Consider the following 23,890-nt stretch of genomic DNA (forward strand, 5'->3'; position numbering starts at 1 on the left):
TACCCCCGGTGTCGGGTGACGTTGTCGCGTGAAGGCCGACCACCTTCAACCACTCCAGGCATAGTACTCTACGTGTAGTGGATGTAAGAAATTTACTGATGGAGGATCAGCCCCGTGGTCCACAACCCCGCCCGCCGCACCGCGCTCACCGACGCCGCCATCGATGTCCTGGCCCGCGAGGGCGCCCGAGGCCTCACCTTCCGCGCGGTCGACATCCAGGCCGGTGTCCCGGCCGGCACCGCGTCCAACTACTTCACCAACCGGGACGATCTGCTTCACCAGACCGCCCGCCACATCCACCACCGCCTCACCCCGGATCCGGCCGTGCTCACCGACCTGCTGCGCGCTCCGCGCGACCGCGCCCTGGTCACCGCCTTGATGCACGACCTGATGCGCCGGATCGCCGACGACCGGGCCGGCTACCTGGCGATGCTGGAACTGCGCCTGGAGGCCACCCGCCGCCCCGAACTGCGCGCCGAACTCACCGGCACGATCCGCGACGACCTGGAAGCCAACATCACCTACCACCTCGACGAGGGCCTCCCCGGAGACCGTGAGACGGTGGTGCTCCTCTACCTCACCATGACCGGCCTGATCCTCGAACACCTCACGCTCCCCCATGTGCTGGGATCCGAAGTGCCCGGCGCGCTGATCAACACCATCGTCGAGCGAATCATCCCGTCCCCCTGACGGTACCGACCGCACATGGCTGATCAGGGCGTGGCCTTGTCGGCGGGGTTCTTGGGCCGCTTGTCGGGCCGGTAGCCGCCGGCCGTTCACGATGACCTGATGGCTGGTGTTCACCAGCCAGCCCAGGAGAGACTCAGCGACCACGGGGTTGGGGAAGAGCGGATGCCAGTCGCTGGACGCCCGGTTGCTGGCGATGATCAGGGGGAGGGCCCTGCCGCTCGCTGACCAGCTCGTAGAGGTCGTCGGCCTGGGGTGCGGTCATCTGGCGCATGGCAAAGCCACCGAGGACAAGCACGTCGGGGCGGACGAGTTCGCGCATCCGCTCGTCCCGGACGCGGTCCGCGTGGCCGCCGGCCAGCTGCCAGGACCCGGCTGGTCTTGGCGAAGCAGACGTGGGCGCCCTGGCAGACCGCCAGGCGTCCGAGGGCTTGAGCGATGTGGGCCTTGCCGTGGCCGACTCTGCCGTTCCGGCGGAAGCCAGAGAGGCGGCGTGCCTCGCTGATCAGCGGCGAAGGGCTGCGTCGAGCTGGTAGTAGAGCGCATCCAGCCGACTACGGCCAGGGCCACGAGGCGGCATCCGCCGTACCAGCCCGCGAACTGCCGGCCAGGCGTGCTCGACCGCCCACCGGATCTCCTCATCACCGGCCCTGGCGTCATCGCCCGCCGCGAGCTCACGAGCGCGCGCCTGGTAAACCGCAGGTCCAAGGGCGTGCTTCGACTGGTGAGGGGTGGCCAATGGGTGGATGTAAGGGGTCGCCGCCGCGTAGCACGCGGCACGGGCAGCAGCTGCGGCAGCCCGGTCGCCGACTTCGCCTGCGGCTGCGTGAGCCGCCCAGGCAACAGAGCGCAGCCGCCCCGTCCGCTTCCCCTCACGCACGAAGCCCCGGATACCCTCGACCGCCTCGCGAGGACGGGTGTCCCAGGGAGCCTTCGCCTCAAACAGCGGAAGCACCCGCTCAACGCAATCAGCAGCCCACAGTCCGAGAAACCGGCGGTCTTCTTCGCTTATGGTCACCGTGTCCACCCGCACATCATGCCGGGTCCGGGAGCTCCCTGACCCGAACACGATGGCTGTCACAAAGGCACGGTTGGTGTCACCAAGACCGACGAGTGGCTTCTCACAGGGGTGGTCCGGGTCGTGCCGGTCCCGCCCGGTGCGGACGTGACGTGTGGCGGTGACAACCACCCTGCCGATCTCATCGCCGGTCACAAGCAGCGTGCCCATCCGGTACAACCACCGTGCCTCGCCAGCGCGGAACCGCAGGCCGGCCACCCTCACCAGTGACACCTGCCGTGCGTCGCACACGCGCGAAACACCCCCCAAAACGCCCTGAAGCGGGCCCGTTCCCCCTTTCCGGCGGACGAATACCAGGCACTGATGAACACTCCCACGCCCCGGAAGCGCTCCCGCCGCCCCCTTCGCCGCCGGCGAGCCGGCCCGGCTTCGCGGTGCTGTGGCTCGGTGCGGATGGCCCACTGCACGCCGAGCCAAGGCGACAGGACCGAGTGTGAGGAGCGGGGGCGAAGATCGCACCGAGGTTGTCCATCATCGGCTCGAACCCGTACGCCCGCCTGTACATGAGGCCCAGACGATGTGCGCGTCTTTGTGGCTTCTGCCAGTACGACGGTCTGCCGGGGTCCGTAGAGACTGCTAGTCACAGGCCGCGGCGTGCCCCGGGGGGCCGGGGCCAAGGACATGTCGAAACGCAGGGGAGGGCAGCACGGTGAGCGTGCAGCAGTACGACGAGATCGGTGAAGCGTTCGAGGGCTTCAAGGCCCTGCCGCTGGCGCAGTACGGGGAGGTGCCCAGTTTCCTGGCCATGGTCGGGGACGTGCGCGGCAAGTCGGTCCTCGACCTGGCCTGCGGCACCGGCTTCTACAGCAGGGAGTTCACGCGGCGCGGCGCCGCGGAGGGGTTCGGAGTCGACATCTCCGGTGAAATGGTCGCCGCAGCACGGGCGTTTGAGGAGCGCGATCCGCTGGGTGTGCGCTACGAGGTAGGCGATGTGTCCGAACTACGGCCCCGAGCCGCGCTTCGACGTCGCCACGGGGGTTCAGCTGCTCAACTACGCGCAGGACGTCGCCGCCATGGAACGGATGTGCCGCAACGTGCACCAGAGCCTGAAGCCCGGCGCCGAGTTCTTCATTCTCAACCAGTCACCCGACTACCGCTTCGACGAGCCATCCCTGGCCAAATACGGCTTTCCCTGCGAGCCGACCGGCCAGGAGGCCCAGACCGGACCGCGCGTGCACATCACGGCACTGCTCGACCCGCCGATCTCGTTCATCAGCGCCTGCCCGCGCCGCGAGGTCTACGAACAGTGTCTGCGGGCGGCCGGATTCGGCGAGCTGACCTGGGTCCCACTGGAGGTATCCGACGCCGGCATGCGCACCTTCGGCGCGGACTTCTGGGCGGACTGCCTCGCCAACCCCCCACTGGAAATGCTGCGCTGCCGCACCTGAGCACCGACCGGACCTCCCGGCGGCCCGGCCTGTGGAACTCGCCGAACGGGAGCCAGGCCGCCGGCCGCAACCACACCCCCGACCTGCGGCAGCTCAGGGCCTGCGGGCGCGTTCCGAAGCACCTCACCGCCCATTGACCGCTCCCGCTACCGGACGTTGCGATCCTCCCCAAAGGGGCCGTGCGGCGCTCGTAGCCCTCGCTCGATAACTGCGGCCCCTGCCGCCGGCGAGCAACGGCCACACCCGGCCCGCGACGAAGAGGCGAAGTGCCTTTCAAACTCATCGACATGGACCATGCGACAGAGCCTCGAAGTGGCTCCCGAAGCCGCACCGAAACAACCAGGGCTTGTACTGCGCGCGCATGGCCACGCTGGGGCGGTCGACCCACCGGAGCGGCCGAGAGTGGTGAGGACACCGCCGAATCCGGCGCGGGCTTGGGCAGCGGCGACACGCCGCCCGGGACCGGACATGCCCGGACCGAAGCGGAAAGGACTGGGACTGCGGAAGCAGACAGCCGTGATCTGGGTGAAGCCGACGCTGCAATCTGCGTTGAACAGCCCCCCGGCCCACCCTCGCTAGGCGTCGACGCACCCGACGAGAGTGACCTGCTGCGGAAAGTCCGCAACGTCCACGCCGAACACGGTCGCCTTACGGTCGGTGAGACTCTTCACCACGCGGCCGGTCAGCCAGCCCCGTGCGAGCCGGCACCCGGCGGCATCTCACCTCCCGGTACCGACCGTCCGGCTCCCACCGCTGGCCAGGAACATCACCTTCTCCTCGCCTTAGCTACCGCCACGGATATGTGCGGCGCGCATGGCCTCTCCCCGGCCCAGCTGAGAACGGCACGCCCAGGGCTGTCCCTTCCCTCCAGGCACCCGGCCGCCAGCCCGGTGCAGGTGCCGGTGCTGGCGCAAAACCCCAAGGACACCACAGCAGCCGCCGCCGTACGCTCCTGCCCCAGCTACGAGCCGGGCACAGCAGCCCCCCGGACGAAACAGCCGCCCGCCAGACCACCACCGGCCCACGCCGTTCGCAAGGCACCCAGAACCCATTTCCCGGCCCCCTCTTAACCCCCGGGCGGGGCGGGGCGGGGCACAGACAGCGCCGCCGCCCCGCGGCCTACCCCTTAGCGGCCAGCCGGTAGGTGCACACATGCACGCCCGTGCCACTGGTAACCGTGGAAACCAGCTCCAGCGCACGCAGCGCACCGTCCTCGGGAAAGATCGTTTTCCCGCCGCCGAGGATCACCGGTTCGATCATGAGCCGGAGCTCGTCCACCAGGCCCTCGCGCAGGAGGGTGCGCACGAGCGTGGGGCTGCCCATGACCAGCAGGTCACCGCCGTCCATCTCGTGCAGCTGCCGGATGCGGGCGACGGCCTTATCGCCGGGGATGCGCGTGGTGTTCTCCCACGTCAGCTCATCATCACCCAGCGTCTGGGAGACGACGTACTTGGGGATGGCGTTCATCTGGTCGGCGAACGGGTCACCAGCCCGCTCGGGCCACGCCGCGGCCATCGTCTGCCACGTACGGCGCCCGAACAACAGCGCCTGGGCCTTGGCCATCGCCTCGGCGAAGGCACCACCCACCACCTGAGGGTCGAAGAACGGAAGCGACCAGCCACCGTGGGCAAAACCCCCGTCGGTGTCCTCCTCGGGTCCGCCCGGCGCCTGCACAACACCATCCAAACTCATGAACACACTCACCACAACACGCACGCCGGCTAGCTCCTCTTCGCTCGCTTTCGGGGGGTGTACGACGATAGAGACTCCCCCACCCCACCAAAATCACCGCACCCACACACGCCCACGGTAGTGATACACAACACACCGCCTGGCCCCTACGCCAACCACCAACCACAAACAGCGCCTGGTCGGCACGGTGCACGTCAGGGCCGAGCCCGCTGTGACCGTCACCACCTCGTGCCGCTGACCGATGAGAAGCGGCCGTCCTGGCGGTCAGTCGTTCATGAAGAGGGCCGGGACACGTCCGAGCCCACGACCACGAAGGAGGACACGGCATGGGCAAGGTTGTCGTGATCGAGCACCTGACGCTCGACGGCGTGATGCAGGCCCCGGGACATCCCGACGAAGACCGCCGGGACGGCTTCCAGCACGGCGGTTGGGCGACGCAGCGCCAGGACCCTGTCATGCAGGAGGTGATGGGCGCGCACATGTCGAGCACCTGGTCCCTGCTGGCAGGCCGAACGACGTATGAGCGCTTCGCGGACTACTGGCCCCGGCAGGAGCCGAACCCGTTCACCGAAGCGCTCAACCGGGTCCGCAAGTATGTGGCATCGACCACGCTGACCGAGCCGCTGGCCTGGCAGAACTCCACCCTCCTCAAAGGCGATGCCGCCGCTGCCGTGGCGAAGCTGAAGGACGAGGTGGCAGAGAACCTGGTGGTGTTCGGCAGCGGGGTGCTGGTCCGGTCACTGCTGACGCACCACCTCGTCGACAAGATGGTCCTGCTGATCCACCCGCTGACGCTGGGCTCGGGCCGTCGGCTGTTTGCAGACTCCGGCCCGGACCTGGCCGCCCACCAGCTGACTGACTGCACGACGACCCGCACCGGGGTGATCATCGCCGCCTACCACCCTGCCGGAGAGTGATCAGCGGCCCCTTCCACCGACAACAGCGCCTGGGAGAATGGCCGCCGTGGCCAGCCTGCTGACATCCCAGCGACGCGGCACCTGGGTCTTCTACAAGGCCGCGCCGTCGGTCATGGCCGCACTGTCCGGGCTGCTGACCCCAGCGAAGTAGCCGGCACGGGACCGCCGCCCGGCCTGAGCCCTGCAGGCGCCCGGCCGCCGCGGCGCGGCCCGCCGCCCGAGAGGCACCACACCCACACACCGAACCGGCATCATCGCCTGCCAGCCGGGGTCGGCCCAAGAAAGCTCCGGCTCTTGGTCCCAACACACCCACCAGACACAGGGCATGTGCCCCCGGGCAGCTGGTCCGCCCGGTCCAGGGTGCCCGTGGCGCAGTACGCCGGTCATGCCCGGCATACCTGGCCGCGCGCACCACACGTCCCAGGTCCCGGCGTCAGCCGGAGCCCAGCCGGACGCCGGCAGTGGTGCGGTTGCGGGACGAGGCCAGGCCGCCGGGCGCAGTGCGCCCGGCGGCCTGGCCCGATCATGCGGACTCCGCAGGCGGTGTCAGGGACTGACCCCGAGCGAGCGCAGGTAGGCGACCGGGTCGATGTCGGAGCCGTAGCGCGCACTGGTGCGCACCTCGAAGTGCACATGCGGCCCGGTGGTGTTGCCACTCGCCCCGGACCGGGCGATCTTCTGGCCGCTGCCGACCCTCTGCCCGCTGCGCACGGTCAGCGACGACAGGTGCGCGTACTGGGTGTGCATGCCGTCGGCGTGCCGGATGATCACCTCGTAGCCGTAGGCGCCGTTCCAGCCCGCGGCCACCACGGTGCCGGAGGTGACCGCACGTACCGGGGTGCCGACAGGCACCGCATAGTCCACGCCGGTGTGAGCGCCGCTCGCCCAGCGCCGGCCCGTAGCGCCGTACGGCGCGCTGACGGGTCCGCTGACCGGGGCCACCTGGCCGCCGGCGGCGGATTGCCGGGTGCCGTGGTGCGCAGCGGCCGCGGTGCGCTTGGTGTTGTGCTGCGCCGCGGCCTGTGCGGGCCCCACCTTGGGCGGCTTGCTCGCCGCCGTCTGGCCCGCCCGGTGTATATCCGCCGGAGGGCGAGCCGCACCCCCGGGAAGATCAGGTGAGGATCGGAGCCGATGAGCTCGCGGTTGGCGTTGTAGAGCCTCTTCCAGCCGCCGCTGACGGACTTGTGCAGCGCGATGTCCGAGAGGGTGTCTCCGCTGGTCACCGTGTACGACCCGGACGCCGAACTCCTGGGCGGGTGATCTGCGCTCCTGGAGCCGCTGGCGGGCCGACTGCTGTTCTCGCGCGGCGGGGAGCCGGACGGGGAGGAGTCCCGGCGGGGGGAGCCGCCCTCCTTTCCGGTGCCGGCCAGGCGGTCAGAGCGCGTCAGGCCCGCCCGGACCGAGCAGGTCGGCCACGCCCCGGGGCCCTGCTTGCTGAGGACCGCCTCGGCCACGGTGATCTGCTCCGCCTTCGTCGCCAGGTCGGCCCGGGTCGCGTAGGCGGTGCCACCGAACGCTTCCCAGGTGCGCTGCGAGAACTGCAGCCCGCCAAAGTAGCCGTTGCCCGTGTTGATGCTCCAGTTACCGCCGCTCTCACACTCAGCGACCTTGTCCCAGGTGGCAGAGGCCGCGTTGGCGACACCGGCACCGAGGAACGGCAGCGTTATGCCGACACTGCCCGCGGCCAGGGCGGCGGCAGACAGCACACTGATCCGGCTGGGCGTTGCAGGGCGGCGGTGACTTCCTCGTGTGGCCATGGGCCTGTTCCTCTCCAGTACGGCATTGACCCCGCCGACGGGCCCGGCGGGCTGGTTGAAGTAGCGCAGCCGTGCTTGGCAGGTCACAAGGCGCAAGGAGCCTCACCCACCGCCGCGCGCCACCCGCGCGCCCCAGCTCCGCCAGGTGATGCTCCATCAGCTGGGGAGGACGGGGCGCACAGAAGGGCCACACGCGCATAAACGTGAGGCGATACCGGCGCCGGAACATCGTCCGAGCGGGCCCGAAGTCGTCGGGACCGGCCGTAGGGAGGCACCCGGGGGCCGGACGCTGCCCTCACAGCGGAAATGGATCCGGCAAGGCCTTGTCAGAGGGCGGTGATTGACGCCGGACTCGTTTCTGGCTGCCGCACCCTGGCCGCGGCCGTAACACCAATCCGGTGCCGTGTTTCGCTGATGCCGGTAGGGCTGGGGCGGGGCGCCCTTTGCGTCACTTTCCGGCACGAGAGGCCGTTCAGCGGCTGGGTACAGGTGTCGTCTTGGTGGCCCAGGCGGCCGGGCCATGATCCGGCCGCACCGCTTCCCCGGCCGCCTGCCGGGGAAAGCCGGGAAGCAGAGGAAACAGGCCTGCTCTGCGGTGCGGTGATCCCAGCGGGGAACCAGGAGGTCCACGGCCTGGGGTTAGGAGTTTGCTCGAGACCGGGCGAGGTACTGACCGCGTATGCAGCCGTAGGGCCGTCGTATTCTCCGGCAGGGCCAGCAGCATGGTCACTTAGCGGCAACCGCCACCATAGTCACCGCCGAAAAAAGGGGGGCTGTACCGCGCCCGGACGGCCCGGGAAGACGGTCGTGCCGGTCCCGCCTGGTGCGGGGCCGCAGACAACCCGCCCCGGCACCGAGCGCGGTTCTGCAGGGCTGCCCGGCCTGGGCCGGGTGAGCTGCCGTGGTCATGGCCGGGCGTCAAATGGCAGTCAGGGGGACAGCCGGCCAGTGGCGAACGACTTCATCCAGCACCGCTGTTATCGACTATGAACGGGCAGCACCGGCAGTCACCGCGTATGGAGGCGGCAATGCCGCGGGTGCTCTCCGCTCGGCACGGGAGTTCGGCAGAGTCTGTGAACGTCGCCAACTTCTCGGTGGCTAGCGTGGATGAGCCCTGGCTGGCCGCGTTCAGCCAGCCGCTACGCCAGAGCCCGCCCCCGTACTGCCGCGGTTTTCCGGGAGAAGTGCCGTCCATCGCGGCCGGGCGGGAAACTGACGGAATATCTCGCGGTCGGCATATGGCCCTACCCACGCTGGGGCACATACCATTGTCCAACAGCGACTTCTCCCGGAGACCACCCGCAGGGGCAGCTCCGATTGATCCCCCTTAACCTGTACGGCCAACTGCCCGTGGGTGCCGGTGCCGCCATTTCCCCGCCACACCGCCCACTGAACGGGGATGCCAGCGGCGATGCTCCGTACCGCGTGGCACGCAGTACGCCTACGGCACATGACGGTCGGCCCGGGCGGAGCGGGAGTGGGCCGTGTGCCGTATCCACCGCCGCCACACCGGTAGACAGCCAGCCAGGGGGCGCACCCCCGCAGGGCTGTGTGCACTGAACCACCCGTTAGCCTCGATGCTTCGCAAACCTCCGGGCTGAAAGCCAGTGCGGACGCTGGCTACACCGGCGGACACAGGACCACGCATTCAGCGTTTGCCGCGGCCTCCTCGGGCCCCGGTCCGAAGCGGCCAGCCACACGGCGCCGGTCCTGGGAGCCCGTGACCGTATCGAACAGGCGGCCGCGCACCGCTCGCGCCCACCGGCATCGCGACGCGCTGCGCGCCCACCCACCACTGCCCGGCGACCAACACGGCCGGGCCGGCGCCGACGACAGCGCAACCGAGCGGCTCTGGACTCGCTCAAGGCCTGTTCCCCAGCCAGTCAGCGCCGGGGATGCCGGCTGCTGCCCGCCGAACCTCAAGCACACCGAACAGGCTCAGTAGTGACCGCGCAATACGGCGACGGCCCGGTCAAAGGCTGAGTCGTGATGACCGGCGAACTGCTCGTCTGTGAAGACCGGTTCCTTGAGACGAGGCGGGATACTCGGGCCGTCGAAGGTGCCCTCCGGCCGGGTGCGGAACTCCTCATTGGGCAGCCAGGTCTCCCAGCCGCCCGGGAGTCGGCGCGTGGCGTGTCCGAGAAGACGCTTGTGTGGGCTCCCCGATCCGCACGGTCCGACCTGGGTGGTCGAGGAGGGCTGAGTGAAGGTCTCCGCGGCGCTGAACGTCGAGCCACCGGTCAGCACTGCGAGAGGGCCGGTGTACCGGGGCCGACCGCGGGGCCCCAGGGCATCCGCCCCTCCCCCATTGATCCGCAGACCGGTGATCAAACCCTTCAGCCCGGCGGTGCGTTCGGAGGTGAGGACCGCGTCCAGAGCCCGGTTCAGTTCCGCGCTGTTGGCGGGCGAAGGTGTTGGCCTTCGTGTAGCCGCTGAATGCCGAGATACGCAGGTAACCCTGCCCCCCGGGCAGGTCGGCGTAGCCAATCCGGCCGCGTGCGAACTCCTGAAGCGGCCGCTTGCCCAGGTCACGCTCCTGGACGTAGGTCTTGACCCGGTTGTCCAGGTCCGCATCAGGTATGACGGTACCCGGGCGGCTCTGACCGAAGATTCGGGAAGGGCCGGCCATCACGGCCACGTGCGCGTCGTTCAGCGGCATAACCATCTCTTCGCGGAGTCGGTGCCGTGGTGGCGGGTCCGGTCGGTAACCAGCTGATGTAGATCCAGTGGCAGCGCCCCGCTCTCCTCCAGGGAGCGGGGCCTCTTTGCGTGTAAGACGTAAGGGGTTATTGACGCAGAAGGAGTGCCGACTGGTCCATCGGCAGCCGTGGGTCCGGAGGTTCCCCCGTGCCTGCGGGTCCTCGCCCGGCGCGGGCGGCAGAGCCGTCCACGGCTCACCGCCTGCGCTCCTGACCCCGTGTCCCTGATGAAGCCTCCTTCCCAGCTCCTCGTCCACTGCTTGGGCTTGTGGGAAGGCGCGGGGCACGGCGCCTTCTATTTTTCACCAGGTTTTGTAGAGGTGTGTGAGTAATCCGTTTCAGGGCCCATGTGGCATGGTCGCTGTTCCTTCACATGCCTGGGTTGGCGGTGAATGCGGTTAGAGGCGGCGCAGTCGTGCGGCTATGCCGTGTCCGACCAGGAGGTAGATCACTGCGGGTTGGCGTGAGTGGCACGGCCGCAGAGGGCCTACGGGCAGGGGAAGCAGGCGAGGGGGCCTGCGGCGTTGCGGCGTGCTGACCTGAGGCCGCTGACGCATGAGCTTATCGCCATTCTGGACTCTGCGATCACCTTGGATGGCTTGCTGAGGAGCAGCACAGTGATCGGCGTGTCGGCGGGGCCTTCGTCGAGACAGCGAGGCTCGCTGGTGCGTGGTACGGGGTCCGAGCTGGTTTCGGCCTGCGTCGGGTCCGGCCCGGCCGAAGCGGGATCAATTCCCGGTGCATACCGCAGCCGCTGCGCGTGGACCGCTGACAGATGGCCTCCTGACTCACCCGCCCAGCGCACTCGTCGGCATGAGCACGCGCCGACCCGCTCTCCATGACATCTACCTCGCACGACACGAACGACGCATCACGACTGATCCCGGATGATCTCCTTATACTCCAATAACTCGGCCGAACCGGGAGAAATCTTCTTCCGATGAGCCGAGCTCACCATCTGAGCACGGCAGAGAATTCTTCCCACCGAACACCGAGATCACAGGCTACGGCCGTCTGAACTCTGCGCTCACAGGACCGGAGAAGCGGCTAGTGGAAATCCGCAGAAACGTCTTTGTACTGGGGCTCGACCATCACAATCACCAACTCCTCGAACAACTGCCCGATGCCCATCGGTACCGGTTCCATCAGTTGCTGACGATCGAGGAACTCCAGTTGGGTGAGCGCATCCCACTGGCCGAGCTGCTCGACAAGGCCCAAGACCAGCTGAACGTATTCGACGGCAGTATCGACGCGATCGTCGGGTACTGGGACTTCCCGGTCAGCTCGATGGTGCCAATGCTGTGCGAGCGGAACGGGCTGAAGTGGCATCCGTCGCTGCGAGCCATTGTGAAGTGCGAGCACAAGTACTGGAGCAGGACCGAGCAACGCAAGGTCCTCGATGAGGAGTGCCCGCCGTTCGGTCTGGTCGACCCCGATCGTGATGAGAGTCCGCCGACTGGTGTGCGGTATCCGATGTGGATCAAGCCGGTGAAATCGTTTGACGGAATGCTGGCCTACCGCGCGTCGAACCTGGACGAGTTCCAGGAGGCACTGCGGCGCATCCGTGGCGGCATCGGCCGGATCAGCGCTGCTTTCGACGTCGTACTCGACCACGTGGAGTTGCCGCCGGAGATGGCCAGGATCGGCGGCAACGCCTGCATCGCCGAGGAGGCGCTGCACGGCAAGCAGGTCACATTGGAAGGCTACTGTTACCGCGGGCAACCGCACGTCTACGGCGCGGTGGATTCGGTGACCTACAAGGACATTCCCAGCTTCGTCCGGTTCCAGTACCCGTCGAGCCTCCCGCGGAGTGTCGTTGGCAGGATGGCTTCCGTCTCGAAACGGGTGATCCGCCAGTTGGGCCTGGACGACTCGACGTTCAACATCGAGTTCTTCTGGGATCCTGACGCGGATTCCATCGGCCTGCTCGAGGTGAACCCCCGGCACTCCCAGTCGCACGCCGCACTGTTCCGCCATGTGGATGGGCTGCCCAACCACCACTGCATGCTCCGGCTCGCGTTCGGCCGTGATCCGCGGTTGCCGCACCGGCAAGGCCGCTATTCAGTGGCGGCCAAGTCTTTCCTGCGCTGCTTTCGCGACGGCGTGGTGTTGCGCGAGCCCACTGAGAGCGAGATCGCAGCGATCGAGCAGGAGATCCCCGGCACGACCATCGATCTCGTCGCCCACCGGGGGGATCGGCTGTCGGCGCTCTTCGACCAGGACAGTTACAGTTACAAGCTGGCCAATATCCACATCGGCGCGGTCGACGAAGCGGAGCTGATCGCCAAGTACCACCGTTGCGAGCAGCTACTGCGTTACCAGATTGGCGATGTGCCCACCCCGGCATGAAATCAGCGAAGCCGGTGAACACTGGCCTTGACGTGCACAGGCGGGGAGCCTGCCCGGAGCCGTATGGCGGACGGGGCAGGGCTGCGCCCGGTCAGCCGCTCTGCCCCTCGACGTATGCAGCGAGGTCGGCGAGCGAGGCCCGTGCTGCCCGCCGCGCGACAGCGCGGGCTGGGCCGCACCGAAGTCGCCCGGCACCTCCCACACCGCCGGGACGGTATGGCGGTCTCGCGCCCCTCCGTGAAGGTCACTTCGCGCACCACTGGGAGCTCCTTCCGTACGGGTTCGGCACGGCCACGCGGTCCCACTGCCGTGACCGTGCGGACGCTCGTCCAGCGTACGGGCACGACGATGGGCAGATGCACTGCCTCCCGCAGAGCCTGGCGCCGTGCGGCCGCCCACGGGCCGCGCCTCTTGGGCGACCGTGCAGCTGATCGACGTCCCGGCGGCTCTGCCGGAGCCGCATCGCCCAAGCGGCGAACGCAGCCGCTTACGCCTGATGCTCGCGCTCACGGCCGCCTGCTCGGCGTGCTCGCGACGTCGGTCGCTTCCAGATAACGGTTTGACCAGCACACTTCAAGCCATTAGGTTCTGCCTCTGGCTTGATCCACGAGGACGGGCCCCATCGCGGTCCTTTGGGGGGACGCAGTGCACTGGTACGTGGACGTACTCAAGAAATACGCGGTATTCAACGGGCGTGCGCGCCGCCAGGAATACTGGATGTTCGCCCTGATCAGCCTCGTCATCAGCATCGTGCTGACAATCGTCGACGCGGTCCTGGGCACGGGCTTCATAGTAGGGCTCTACAGCCTCGCCGTGCTCCTTCCCAGCCTGGCCGTCGGCGTCCGTCGGCTCCACGACACCGATCGATCGGGCTGGTGGCTGCTCATCGCGCTGATCCCGCTCGTGGGTGTGATCATCCTGCTGGTCTTCCTGGCGAGCGACAGCACACCGCAGGAGAACAGCTACGGCCCGAATCCCAAGCAGGTTCCGGTTCACTACTGACGTTCTCCCTCAGCTGATGGGAGTCGCTCCCTCCAGCCAGCAGAATCAACGTTCACTCGACTGCCCGTCAGCACAGCTGACGGGCAGTCGTTTGTGTGGGTCGGTACCGCTGGCACGCGGTCAAGCCTCGCGATGTGGTCGGGCAGCTGGAACCCATTGCTGGAGCCTCCAGGCGGTACGGGCCGCGTCGGCGCGTACGGCTGGTCAGTGGGTAGTGGTCCAGTCGCAGTCCTCGGGGCTGGTGAGTTGGGCCACCGTGGCGGTGGTCAGCTCGCTGGCCAGAACGGTCCGGCGTAGTGGCAGCAGGCGGTGGGCCTTGCACAACTGCGTGGGGAGCGCGGCGACTTCCTCCCCGAGGATCTTGGTGTAGGACGGGTCGAAGCGCACCCGGATGATCAGGTCGCGGACGTTGGATGAAACGATGGACGACCCGAGCAGCCACAGGCCCGGTTCGCGTCGGGCGCCGGGTGGATCGAAGGCCACGTGCAGCAGTCCCGCGCCCTGGCCTTCCGGAGTACGCAGCTGGTGCCATGAGATCTGGCCGTGCTCGTCGATCCGGCCGAAGGTACCGGTGCCGGCCTCGGGTGTTCCCAGCAGTACGACCCAGATTCCCCCGGGCCCGCTGACCAGCCCGACGGGGGTGCTGCCCCGTTGTGCCGGGATGGGGATCTGCGAGGTCTGCTTCGTCCGGGCGTCGATGTGCAGCAGCTTGCTCGCGGCGTCCTGGCTGACGTAGAAGTCCCCGCTGACGGGATGACGGGCGGCGAAGATCGGGTGGGCCTCGGCCGGGAACAGCCAGTGCTGGGCCGGGTCCGTGTGGTTCAGGGCGAGGACATGGTCGGTGCCCTTGAGGGTGACCCAGAGCATGTCGCCGTGTTCGTTGACGTAGTGCGGTCCGCGCGCCCCTCCGGGGATGTCGATGGTGCGCATGATGCGCGGCGGGGTATCGAGGGCGTCCGCATTCGGGTCGACCAGCAGCAGGCGGTCGCCGCCCTCGTGGGTGGCCCAGATCTTCCCAGGGTGGCGTGAGGAGACAGCCAGACCGTGCAACCGCGCGTCCGGTGGGCCCAGTGGGAACGCCTTGGTGCCAGTGACCTCCTCGGTGCGCGGGTCGAGGCGCAGCTTGACCACGTGACTGTTGGACATCTGGGAGACCAGAACCATGGGCTTGCCCGGCACCTTGACCATCTCGTGGGTCTCTTCGGCGAAGGGGAGTTGGTACTCGACGAGTGAACGCCGACAGGGAACCGAGGACTGGTGCCTGTTGGCTGGCGTGTCGGCGGCGCTCGCCGTGCGCGTATTGAAGAGGGCTCCGGCTGTGGGCGCTGCGGCCAGGACGAGCAGATTGCGGTGAAAGCTGCGGCGGTCCAACGGGCCCTCCAGGGATGTGCGGTCGTCCGAGATGACACGTTCATCCAAGCGACTTCCGCGCGTGGCGAACCACCGCTGGCGCGAGAGTCGCGGGGAATCCACCCCATGGGTGACGGCCGGGTCACGGCCGTGCTGCTGGGCGAGGGGCATGACGGTGCGGTGCCGTATATGACGTGACCGGCCCGGCGGCGTGCCGTCGTTCGCCGATGCGGCCCCATGGTTCAGGGCCGCATCCTTACCGATCCTGAACCATGGGCCTACCGCGAACTCCGGTGCGGGAGTCCCCGGGCGGCAACGGCCTGTGCGGGTTTACGGACGCATCTCGTAGGCGCCGGAGAGGGCCTCGACCCGGTCCCAGACGCGGGCGGCGCGCTCGGGGTCGGTGATGGGCCTGCGGACGGCGCCGAGCGCCCACTGCTGCTGGACGCGGGTTGCGGAGTCCTTGCCGTGCAGCTCGACGGCGTGGGCGGAGAAGTCGCGGACCAGGATACCGAACAGCTCGTCGAGTACGTCTCCGTCGAGGCCGGTGAGCGTGGCCTGCTCCAGTATCAGCTGGCCGTGGACGACCAAGGCGAAGAGCTGTCCGACGGCGAGGAGCAGGTCGAGATCCTCGCTCTGCTTCTCGTCGGGGGCCGCGGTGGTGACGAAGGCGCACAGGGCGTCGGCCTGCTCGCGGAAACGGGCGACGTTGGGCACACCCGCGTGGGCGTCGTAGGCGGTGCGCCAGTCGTGGAAGCGGATCGATCCGAGACCGCGGGCCGGCCCCTGGCGGAAGAGGAAGGCGTCGTCGGCGGCGTCGAGACGGGTGGCAACGGGGGCGTACTCGGCCGGGGCGAGGAGATGGTTCGCCATGAACTTGAGGATCAGGGCGAGGTTGACGTGGACTGTGCCCTCCAGCTTGGGCAGGCCGCGGATCTCGCTGGCGGCCTGGGCGAAGTAGGTGTCCTTCTCGAAGCCCTTGGCCGCGATGACGTCCCACATGAGGTCGATGACCTTCTCGCCCTCGGTGGTCACCTTCATCTTCGTCATCGGGTTGAAGAGCAGGTAGCGGCGGTCGTCTGGGCCGGCGCTGCGGAAGTAGTCGACGGCGCGGTCGCTGAACAGCTTCATGCCGACGAGACGGACGTAGGCGTCGGTCAGCTCGCGGCGCACGTGCGGGAAGTCAGTGACGCGGCGGCCGTAGAGGATCCGGTTGTGCGCGTGGGTGACGGCCTCGTACATGGCGTGCTCGCAGATGCCGACCGAGGCGGTGCAGAGGTTGAACTTGCCGACGTTGACGGTGTTGAGGGCAGCGTCGAAGGCGGCACGGCCGGTGTGGAGGACATCCTCGGGCCGTACGGGATAGCGCTCGAGCCGGAACTCGCTCACATACTTGGAGGAGTCGACGACGTTCTTGACGAGCTGGTACGCGGGATGGCGGCTGTCAGCGGCGAAGAAGACGTAGCCGTCGGGGCCCTCGACGTCGGAGCGGCGGCCGAAGACGGAGACGAGGCCCGCCGCGTTGCCGTTGCCTATGTAGTACTTGGAGCCGGTGGCGTGGAAGCCGCCGTCGGCGCTTGGGGTGAGCACCATGTCAGTGGAGTAGATGTCGGCGCCGTGGGTCTTCTCGGAGAGGCCGAAGGCGAACACCTCTCCCTGGTCGAGAAGTTCGGCGGCGCGGGCGCGGGCGTCGGCGTTGCCGCTCTGCCAGACCGGGCCCAGGCCGAGGATGGTGACCTGCCAGGCGTACCAGTAGTCGAGCCCGTAGAAGCCGAAGATCTCGTTGAGGGCCGCGATACGGGCCGTGTCCCAGCGCTTGTCGGCGTTCCCCGCGGCGTCGGCGGCGGGTGTGAGGAAGGTGGCGAACAGGCCTTCCTTGGCGGCGAACCGGAGGAAGTCCTCCAGCCAGGCACGGCTGCGGTAGTCCTCGATGAGCCTCCGCTTGCCGCGCTCCTCGAACCAGTCGACGGTGGCACACAGCAGCCGCCGGGTCTCGGGGTCGAAGTGGGCGGGGTCGTAGGTGCGCGGGTTGAACAGCAGCGGGTCCGCCATGACGGGACGCCTTCCTGGTTGAGGGGTTGGGAGGGCCTGGTGTGAGGGGTTCGGGTGCGGGGGCACGGAGGCGGCTAACGCCTGCCGCCGACGCGGCGCAGGGTGGTGAGCACGTCGTCGAGCCAGGCGAGGGTCATCCGCTCGTACGCGATGCCGCCGCGCAGGACGACGTGCTGGAGCTCCTCGCCGGTGTCGAGGGCGGCCGACTCCGGGAAGTCGCGCCGCTCTCCGGCGAGGTAGCGGGCGAGCCGGTCGGCATGCGTCTCGCGGTGCCGCTCGACCTCGGTGATCAGCGCGGCGGGGTCGTCGAACGCGGCGCCGCGGATCTTCACGGCGAGGTCGTGACGGATGCTTTCCGGCTCCACGGGCTCGGCCAGCCATGCGGAGAGCGCGGCCCGGCCGGGACCGGCCACGGAGTAGACCTTCTTGTCCGGCCGCCCCTCCTGCGCCACATCCCGGACGTCGATCCAGCGGTCGCCCTCCAGGCGCTTGAGGACGCGGTAGATCTGCTGGTGGGTGGCCGTCCAGAAGTAGCCGATGGAGCGGTCGAACCGGCGCGCCAGCTCGTAGCCGGATCCCGGCTGCTCCAGCAGGGAGACAAGGATCGCGTGCTCGAGTGCCATGCCGGGAATCCTCTTATGCAACTCGTTGCATAGGCAAGAGGCGTCGGCCGGGTGAGACACGGCTCACCCGGCCGGACGGGATGGTGACTGTGGCTATGGCTGTGGCTGTGGCGCTGCAGCCTGGATTGTCGGCTCCCGTTCCAGCCGCGCGGACGGCCCTGGAGCGGCCTGCCTTGACGACCATGTCCTCGCCACTCGCGGCCGCGGTCAGCTCCAGCCACCACCGCTACGTCCGGAAGCGCGGATTCTCTCTTGCCGAGACAGCGACGGCAGTGCGGTGTGGCCGCGCCCGGATCGGCCGGATCGAGCCCCCCCGGGCGGGTGTCCGGCCGACTAGCGTGGTGTCGACCAGGAGAGGGGGAGGAGGCGAACGTGAGCACGGATGTATCAGTCGACCTCGTGGCGCTCGGTGAGGACTTCATCCGGGACCCTTACCCGGTATACGCGGAACTGCGGGCTCGGGGGCCTGTACACCGGATCCGGATGCCCGAGGAAGCCGACGCCTGGCTCGTCGTCGGGTACGAGGCCGGGCGGGCCGCACTCGCCGACCCGCGGCTGTCGAAGGAGTGGGGGAATGCTTCTGACGCTCTGAACCTGACAAGCCCCGCCGCAGGTTCGCACATGCTGAACTCCGATCCCCCGCACCACACCCGGCTGCGGAAGCTGGTCGCCCGGGAGTTCACACCTGGCCGCGTCCAGGAGCTCGCCCCGCGGGTCCAGGGCATCACCGACGAGCTGCTGGACGCCATGCTGACGTGCTCCAGCGGCCGGGCCGATCTCGTCGAGTCGCTGGCCTTCCCGCTGCCGATGTCCGTGATCTGCGAACTGCTGGGGGTGCCGTTCCTCGACCGGAACCAGTTCCGTATCTGGTCCAACGACTCGTTGTCGTCGGGCAGTCGGGATACGAGGCGAGCCGCGGCACAGGCGCTGGCCGGCTACCTCGACGAGCTGCTGGAGCAGAAGCGGCACCGGCCCGGAGAGGACCTGCTGAGCGCGCTGATCCGCACCAACGACGAGGACGGCGACCGGCTCTCCTTGGACGAACTCAGGGGCACGGCCTGGCTGCTGCTGGTTGCCGGCCATGAGACCACGGTCAATCTCATCTCCAACGGCGTGCTCGCACTACTGAGCCATCCCGACCAACTCGCCGCGTTACGCGCTGATTTCTCTCTCATGGAAAACGCCGTCGAGGAGATGCTGCGCTACGACGGCCCGGTCGAGACGCCGACCTACCGCTTCACCACGGAGCCGGTGGAGATCGGCGGCACGGTGATACCGGGTGGCGGAGAACTCGTCCTCGTCGCCCTGGCCGACGCCGACCGGGATCCGGCACGCTTCCCGGAGCCGGATCGCTTCGACATCCACCGCGACGCCCGCGGCCACGTGGCCTTCGGCCACGGCATCCACTACTGTCTGGGCGCCCCGCTCGCCCGCATGGAGGCCCGCATTGCGATCCGTACGCTCCTGGAACGGTGCCAGGAGCTGACCCTGGACGCCCACCCGGCAGCGCTCGCCTGGCGCCACGGGATGCTGATCCGCGGTGTCCGCCGCCTCCCCGTGCGCTGGTGACCCTACCGACCACGGCACCAAGGCCCCCTCCTTCCAGAGAGTGAGGAAGGGGCCACGCTCAGCGGCTCTCCGTAGCATGACGGTCAGGCCGCGCCGCACCGGGCTGCTGCGGGCCGCCCGACGGCCCGGCGTGCGGCGGACGCTGACCGGCGCCTTCCGCCGCCTCCACATCGGCGGTGACGGCTTCGCGGTGCGTGCCCTCACCGGGCGTTCGCAGAGCCGCGTCACCGGCCTGGTGGCCGCGTACGTCGTCCGGGAAGTCCTCACCGGCACCGTACCTGCCGGGGTTCACCACATTGAGCAGCTTCCGGCCCTGGCCGGCCTGCCGGAGACACTGGCCAGGGCCGGCGTCACGCTCCGGCAGCCTGAACGGTGAGGGGCTTACCCCTCTGCCAGAGCACCGCAGCGCCGGCCGAGCGGCCCCGGGAGGACTTGCGTCACGTCGGCTTCCCCCGGCACGCTCACCACCGTGCCGAAACTCCTCATCGTTCACCACACCCCTTCCCCGAATCTGCAGGCCATGTTCGAAGCCGTCATTGCGGGGGCCACCACCGACGAGATCGAAGGCGTCGATGTCATCCGCCGCCCGGCCCTGGCCACCACCGTCCCGGACACGCTGGAGGCCGACGGCTACATCCTGGGCACGCCCGCAAACCTCGGCATGATGAGCGGCGCCCTCAAAGTGTTCTTCGACACCGTCTACTACCCCTGCCTCGACACCACTGCGGGCCGCCCCTATGGCCTCTACATCCACGGGAACAACGACACAACCGGAGCCGTTCGTGGCATCGAATCCATCACGAAGGGGCTGAGCTGGGAGAAGACAACGGACAACGTCTCCGTCACCGGAGAGCCCAGTAAGGCCGACCTCGAGGCCTGCTGGAACCTTGGAGCCACCGTCGCCGCCCAGCTCATGCCTTAAGGGCCAGCCTGGGTTCTGCATGCTGGGGGACGGTATGACATGACGAGGGCGGCCGTCGCACGGCACAGTGGCGCACTGGGCTGAAGCGTGGTCCAGCGTGCTCCGGGACCGTGTCCGCGCTGCCCTTACTCGGACTCTTCTTCTCTCTCGCCCTCTGCCTGCGAGGGCGTCGTACGAGGCACATCTGGCCTCTCATCGGAGGACTCCTCGTCCTGGCGCTCGCCCTCGGCCTGGGAAGGGGTCTGCTCACTCATGGGCTGTGCTCCTCGAATCGGCCCCCCTCAGACGTAACCGAGTCAACCCTGCCCGTGTCCGCCGGATGGCTCATTCCCCCGTCCGAGGGCACGGCAGCCCGGGCCGCCAGGCCCCGCACGGGTTCCGACCACGCCTCCGGGTCGAGCCAGGGAAATGTGTGCGCTCCGGGCACCTCGGCGAGCTGTCCCTCCGGTACCAGGCCGGCAAGCTCCCGGGCCCAGCGCGCCGTGCCGATCCTGTCTTCCCTGCCGCGGATCACCAGCACGGGCACCCGCAGTTGCGCGACCGAGTCCTCCAGCGCGTCCGCCAGATGGACCCGTGCGGTGTGCAGCAGCCGCCACACGCCTGCCCGTTTCCACTCCGCCCGGTGCGACTCCGTAAGCCCCGGTGGCTCCCTGCGCCCGTCCAGCCGCCACCGGATCAGCAGGCGCGCCATGCCACGGGCGGCGGGGTCGACGGTGGGGCTGGCCAGCACCACGGCCGCCACATCAGGTGCCCACAGAGCCGCCCGGGCGGCGACCTGGGTCCCGCTGGAGTGCCCGGCCAGGACCACCCGGCCCAGGTCGTGCGCGGCAAGCCAGTCGGCGACGCAGCGGGCGAACTCCGGGACGGTGAGTTCGTGCGGGGGCTCGTCACTGCCCCCGAACCCCGGCAGCTCGATCAGGTGGGCCCTGGTCCACCGTCCGAACGCCGCGAGCCCTGGCAGCAGGTAGTCGGCCACGCCCATCCCTTGGACCAGCACGACCGGCGGGGTGCCCGGTCGTACCTGTCCCACGCTGCGGCTGCGCATCCGCCCCAGGACGCCGTCGTGATACGCGGTCACCGTCTCGATCGTCATCGGTCGCCCCGTCTGTTCACCCCTCGAACCGCAGCGGGCGAGCACGGATCGCCTCCTTCCAGCCCGAGGCGCTGCCTGTGGGAAGCGTGGTGCGGGGCGCGCGTCAGCCGGCGGATGTATCACCGCCGCGCGAGGACAGGCAAAGCGGGCACGGGCCACCGTAGGAGCATCCCGGTCCCGCGCCTCGGCGACACGCGAACCCCTCCCGCTCGCCACCCGACCGGACCGGGCCACGCGTCGTACGCCTGCACCGGCCGACGCGCCGCGAACCGGTCTCGCTGCCACGTGATCAGCCGGATTTCTTGATCAGTTTTCCGTCGGGTGCCACGACGAACCACTCGTCGTCGACTCCTTGGCCGTTGATGTCGCCCGGCTTGGCGTCAGCGACGTAGTAGTACAGGGGCCACTCGCCGTATGTCGCCTGGATGACTCCCTCACCCTGCTCGGTCTGACGGAGCAAGCTCTTCTCGACACCCTCTCCGGCAGCCACCTCGGCGGGGCTGATCAGCGCTGGCCACACCGCTATGCAGTCGGCGTCGCAGTTACTCGCTCCGTCCTTGTCCTTGGTGAAGCCATACAACGTCCGGCCGGACTGATCCGCCAGGATGCGGCCGACGTCCGACTGCACCACCTTGACCCCGGCACCCGGTCCCTCTGGCGCGTCCGGCGTGGCCTCAGATGTGGCCTCGGAAGCGCCCTCGGACGGGCTCTCTGCTGTGGGCAGGGTCTCGGGCCTTGCCGTGCCGCCGGCCGTTGGTGGAGGTGTGTTCACGCCGCCGCCGGCATTGCCGTCATCCGCCTCGCCGCCGCCGCAGGCAGTCAGAGTCACAGCCAGCACCAACGGTGCTGCAAGCAGAGTGATGCGTACACGCATAATGTCCGTCCTCGTACTCCGTCGCGGTGTTGTCGCAAGAGGGATACGTGTAACTCCCCGCCCCCAATTCACCGTTGGGGAACTCGCATCGAAGTCCGGACCCGGCTGAGCAATCCGTCCATGGTTCCCGTGGATACGAGTAGCTGGCCGTTCTGAGCGGTCAGAATCCCACAGCTTCCGAAAGGACGGACACATGCGAAGTCGCTTTCCGGCCCTGTCAGCCACAGCACTTGCCCTGGGCCTGCTGGGAACTCCGGGAGCCTCCCCCGCCCTGGCCGACGCCGCACACGGCAACGCCGCCGCCGTCACCACCACCCCGGCCAAGGGGTCCGCGATCTCCCTGACCGCCGTCCTCACCGGTAAACAAGAGGTATCCGATGCGCATGGCGCGGCCGCCGGTGACCACGACGGCAAGGCCATCGCGCTGGTCACCATCAAGGGTGGCCGGATCACCTTCGCACTGAAGTGGAAGGGAATCGGGGCACCGGCGGCAGCCCATATTCACCTCGGCGCCGCCGGCCAGAACGGTGACGTCAAAGTCCCGCTCATCGAGTCAGCCATACCCAGGACGGTACGTGCCGCCGCTGGCCAGGTCACGGTGGAAAGCGCCAAGCTGGCCAGGGCCATCAGCGCCCAGCCCCAAGGTTTCTATGTAAACGTGCACACCGATGAGTTCCCCGACGGGGCAGTGCGCGGCCAGCTCAAGCCCCTCAGCAAGCCGGTCAATCCGCTGGGCATCATCCAGGCAGGCAAGCTGCGCGCACTGGCCAGCGGCTTTCAGGAGGTCACCGATGATGGCGGGCTGCTCGCGGGCGACCTGGACGGGTTCGGCATCAGCTTTGTCCAGCCCCGGCACGACACGGTGCACTACTCCCTGGCCTGGCTGAACATCGGCAGTCCGGTCGCCGCGCACGTCCATGAAGGCAAGGTCGGCGCGAACGGGGACGTGCGTTTCCCGCTGTTCACCGAACCGGTGCCGAAGAATATCTTCGCCATCTCCGGCGTCGTCTCGAAACTGGATCCCGCGGGCCTGAAGCACATCGCGGCCAACTCGGCCAATTTCTACTTCAATCTGCACAACAAGAAGTTTCCCGATGGAGCCATTCGCGGGCAGCTCTCCCACTGACGGTGAGCCGGGCCGCTGAGGTGACCCGGTTTTCTCGCTCGCTGCCGGGTACTCGCGCCGTGTCCGAGGTGGTTCCGACAGATATGCCGGGGAGCGGAGTAATGAACCGGATACGCGGGAGCGAGCGGAACGCGGCCGGGGAACCCGAGGAGAGCCGGGGGCCGGGCTCCCAGGGCGTCCCTGATAAGCCCACGGATACCAACGCCGCGGAGGCTGAGAGCGCGGCAGAAGCCGATCCGCAGGAGTCACCCCGCCCGTCCACCATGGGCAAGGGAGACAGCCCTGTCGTGGCCGGTAGCGATCCCCAGCAGCCGGAGATCGCGGAAGGGCCGGTCGAGGGACTGCAGCCGGATGAGAAGGTCGAGCGGGGGCCGTGGCACCCGCCGCGCGAGGTGGATCCGCCGCGCGGCAATGCCCTGCCGCGTGACGCGGCAGGGGAGAGGGACGCGGTCCGTGAGCAGGAGGAGCACGGCGGCCCTTGAGGGCCCCTGGCATATCCCCGGGCGGCATATCCCCCGGCGGGACTCCGCCCGCCGGGCTGGGGTCACTCGCCGGATTCCTCGCCGGGCCCTTCTCGCTCGCTCTTGGGGCCGTGGCCGCGTTCCGTGCGGGGACCCCGTCGGGCGCCAGTTCGGGTCCTCTTCCAGCTCCTCCTTCGCGGCCTCGTTCGCATGCTGATCGGGTACGCCGCTCTTCTCGGCCTCCTTCCGGC

At 68.7% G+C, this 23,890-nt stretch carries 19 protein-coding genes and 3 pseudogenes; 12 read left to right on the top strand and 10 right to left on the bottom strand.

The genetic code is table 11. The features are described from left to right. The first annotated feature begins 114 nt into the window (after positions 1-114). The gene (locus tag test1122_RS00115) at positions 115-690 is read left to right on the top strand and encodes a TetR/AcrR family transcriptional regulator (RefSeq protein WP_232267094.1); all 576 of its coding nucleotides are present in this window, start codon (positions 115-117) and stop codon (positions 688-690) included. Between the two features lie 502 nt (positions 691-1,192). Here the strand turns inward: test1122_RS00115 and test1122_RS00120 are convergent. Continuing rightward, the gene (locus tag test1122_RS00120) at positions 1,193-1,915 is read right to left on the bottom strand and encodes a putative immunity protein (protein ID WP_232267095.1); all 723 of its coding nucleotides are present in this window, start codon (positions 1,913-1,915) and stop codon (positions 1,193-1,195) included. Between the two features lie 595 nt (positions 1,916-2,510). On the opposite strand from test1122_RS00120, the pseudogene test1122_RS26655 reads away from it, so the two are divergent. Then, positions 2,511-2,654 (top strand): annotated as a pseudogene (locus tag test1122_RS26655) (class I SAM-dependent methyltransferase); the annotation flags it as partial. 40 nt (positions 2,655-2,694) lie between these two features. Continuing rightward, positions 2,695-3,153 (top strand): hypothetical protein, encoded by a 459-nt coding sequence (locus test1122_RS26660; protein ID WP_338423581.1) that lies wholly within the window; start codon positions 2,695-2,697, stop codon positions 3,151-3,153. 1,119 nt (positions 3,154-4,272) lie between these two features. Here test1122_RS26660 and test1122_RS00130 read toward each other — a convergent pair. After that, complete coding sequence (locus test1122_RS00130) at positions 4,273-4,869, bottom strand: dihydrofolate reductase family protein (protein WP_232267096.1); 597 nt, start codon at positions 4,867-4,869, stop codon at positions 4,273-4,275. A 302-nt stretch (positions 4,870-5,171) separates the two neighbouring features. On the opposite strand from test1122_RS00130, the gene test1122_RS00135 reads away from it, so the two are divergent. Together test1122_RS00135 and test1122_RS00140 are read left to right on the top strand one after the other, a co-directional pair. Next, on the top strand, positions 5,172-5,762 hold the full coding sequence (locus tag test1122_RS00135; protein WP_232267097.1) for a dihydrofolate reductase family protein: 591 nt from the start codon (positions 5,172-5,174) through the stop codon (positions 5,760-5,762). Between the two features lie 49 nt (positions 5,763-5,811). Beyond that, positions 5,812-5,913: pseudogene (locus test1122_RS00140) on the top strand (transcriptional regulator); the annotation flags it as partial. A 395-nt stretch (positions 5,914-6,308) separates the two neighbouring features. Here test1122_RS00140 and test1122_RS26740 read toward each other — a convergent pair. Then, a pseudogene (locus test1122_RS26740) lies at positions 6,309-7,519 on the bottom strand (transglycosylase family protein). 1,938 nt (positions 7,520-9,457) lie between these two features. Then, positions 9,458-9,766 (bottom strand): S41 family peptidase, encoded by a 309-nt coding sequence (locus tag test1122_RS00160; protein ID WP_232267099.1) that lies wholly within the window; start codon positions 9,764-9,766, stop codon positions 9,458-9,460. Positions 9,767-11,268: 1,502 nt separating this feature from the next. Here test1122_RS00160 and test1122_RS00165 point away from each other — a divergent pair. Together test1122_RS00165 and test1122_RS00170 are read left to right on the top strand one after the other, a co-directional pair. Further along, positions 11,269-12,567 (top strand): ATP-grasp domain-containing protein, encoded by a 1,299-nt coding sequence (locus test1122_RS00165; RefSeq protein ID WP_232267100.1) that lies wholly within the window; start codon positions 11,269-11,271, stop codon positions 12,565-12,567. 645 nt (positions 12,568-13,212) lie between these two features. Further along, complete coding sequence (locus tag test1122_RS00170; RefSeq protein WP_232267101.1) at positions 13,213-13,569, top strand: DUF805 domain-containing protein; 357 nt, start codon at positions 13,213-13,215, stop codon at positions 13,567-13,569. A 204-nt stretch (positions 13,570-13,773) separates the two neighbouring features. Here test1122_RS00170 and test1122_RS00175 read toward each other — a convergent pair whose 3' ends face one another. The 3 genes from test1122_RS00175 to test1122_RS00185 form a co-directional block, all read right to left on the bottom strand. Continuing rightward, a complete protein-coding gene (locus test1122_RS00175; protein ID WP_232267102.1) occupies positions 13,774-14,988 on the bottom strand; it encodes a Vgb family protein in 1,215 nt (404 codons plus the stop codon). Between the two features lie 261 nt (positions 14,989-15,249). Continuing rightward, on the bottom strand, positions 15,250-16,971 hold the full coding sequence (locus tag test1122_RS00180) for an acyl-CoA dehydrogenase family protein (protein ID WP_232267103.1): 1,722 nt from the start codon (positions 16,969-16,971) through the stop codon (positions 15,250-15,252). 74 nt (positions 16,972-17,045) lie between these two features. Further along, positions 17,046-17,594 (bottom strand): PadR family transcriptional regulator, encoded by a 549-nt coding sequence (locus test1122_RS00185; protein WP_232267104.1) that lies wholly within the window; start codon positions 17,592-17,594, stop codon positions 17,046-17,048. A gap of 372 nt (positions 17,595-17,966) precedes the next feature. On the opposite strand from test1122_RS00185, the gene test1122_RS00190 reads away from it, so the two are divergent. From test1122_RS00190 to test1122_RS00200, 3 genes are all read left to right on the top strand, one after another. Beyond that, entirely contained in the window at positions 17,967-19,163 is a 1,197-nt protein-coding gene (locus test1122_RS00190) for a cytochrome P450 family protein (protein WP_232267105.1), read from the top strand. Between the two features lie 76 nt (positions 19,164-19,239). After that, complete coding sequence (locus tag test1122_RS00195) at positions 19,240-19,539, top strand: hypothetical protein (protein ID WP_232267106.1); 300 nt, start codon at positions 19,240-19,242, stop codon at positions 19,537-19,539. 93 nt (positions 19,540-19,632) lie between these two features. Further along, positions 19,633-20,085 carry a flavodoxin family protein gene (locus tag test1122_RS00200; protein WP_232267107.1) on the top strand — a complete coding sequence of 151 codons (453 nt, stop codon included), beginning with the start codon at positions 19,633-19,635 and terminating at the stop codon, positions 20,083-20,085. Between the two features lie 125 nt (positions 20,086-20,210). Here the strand turns inward: test1122_RS00200 and test1122_RS26530 are convergent, their stop codons facing one another. From test1122_RS26530 to test1122_RS00210, 3 genes are all read right to left on the bottom strand, one after another. After that, positions 20,211-20,339 (bottom strand): hypothetical protein, encoded by a 129-nt coding sequence (locus test1122_RS26530; RefSeq protein ID WP_277879781.1) that lies wholly within the window; start codon positions 20,337-20,339, stop codon positions 20,211-20,213. Further along, positions 20,336-21,178, bottom strand: coding sequence for an alpha/beta fold hydrolase (locus tag test1122_RS00205; RefSeq protein ID WP_232267108.1), 843 nt, complete (start codon positions 21,176-21,178; stop codon positions 20,336-20,338). Before test1122_RS00205 ends, test1122_RS26530 begins: the two co-directional genes overlap by 4 nt. Positions 21,179-21,467: 289 nt before the next feature. After that, positions 21,468-22,052 carry a COG4315 family predicted lipoprotein gene (locus test1122_RS00210; protein ID WP_232267109.1) on the bottom strand — a complete coding sequence of 195 codons (585 nt, stop codon included), beginning with the start codon at positions 22,050-22,052 and terminating at the stop codon, positions 21,468-21,470. 193 nt (positions 22,053-22,245) lie between these two features. Here test1122_RS00210 and test1122_RS00215 point away from each other — a divergent pair, with 193 nt between their 5' ends. Together test1122_RS00215 and test1122_RS00220 are read left to right on the top strand one after the other, a co-directional pair. Then, positions 22,246-23,178 carry a CHRD domain-containing protein gene (locus test1122_RS00215; protein ID WP_277879782.1) on the top strand — a complete coding sequence of 311 codons (933 nt, stop codon included), beginning with the start codon at positions 22,246-22,248 and terminating at the stop codon, positions 23,176-23,178. A 101-nt stretch (positions 23,179-23,279) separates the two neighbouring features. Next, positions 23,280-23,660 carry a hypothetical protein gene (locus tag test1122_RS00220; protein ID WP_232267110.1) on the top strand — a complete coding sequence of 127 codons (381 nt, stop codon included), beginning with the start codon at positions 23,280-23,282 and terminating at the stop codon, positions 23,658-23,660. Positions 23,661-23,890 lie beyond the last annotated feature (230 nt).

Origin of the sequence: Streptomyces gobiensis, from assembly GCF_021216675.1 — a bacterium.
GTDB lineage: Bacteria > Actinomycetota > Actinomycetes > Streptomycetales > Streptomycetaceae > Streptomyces > Streptomyces gobiensis.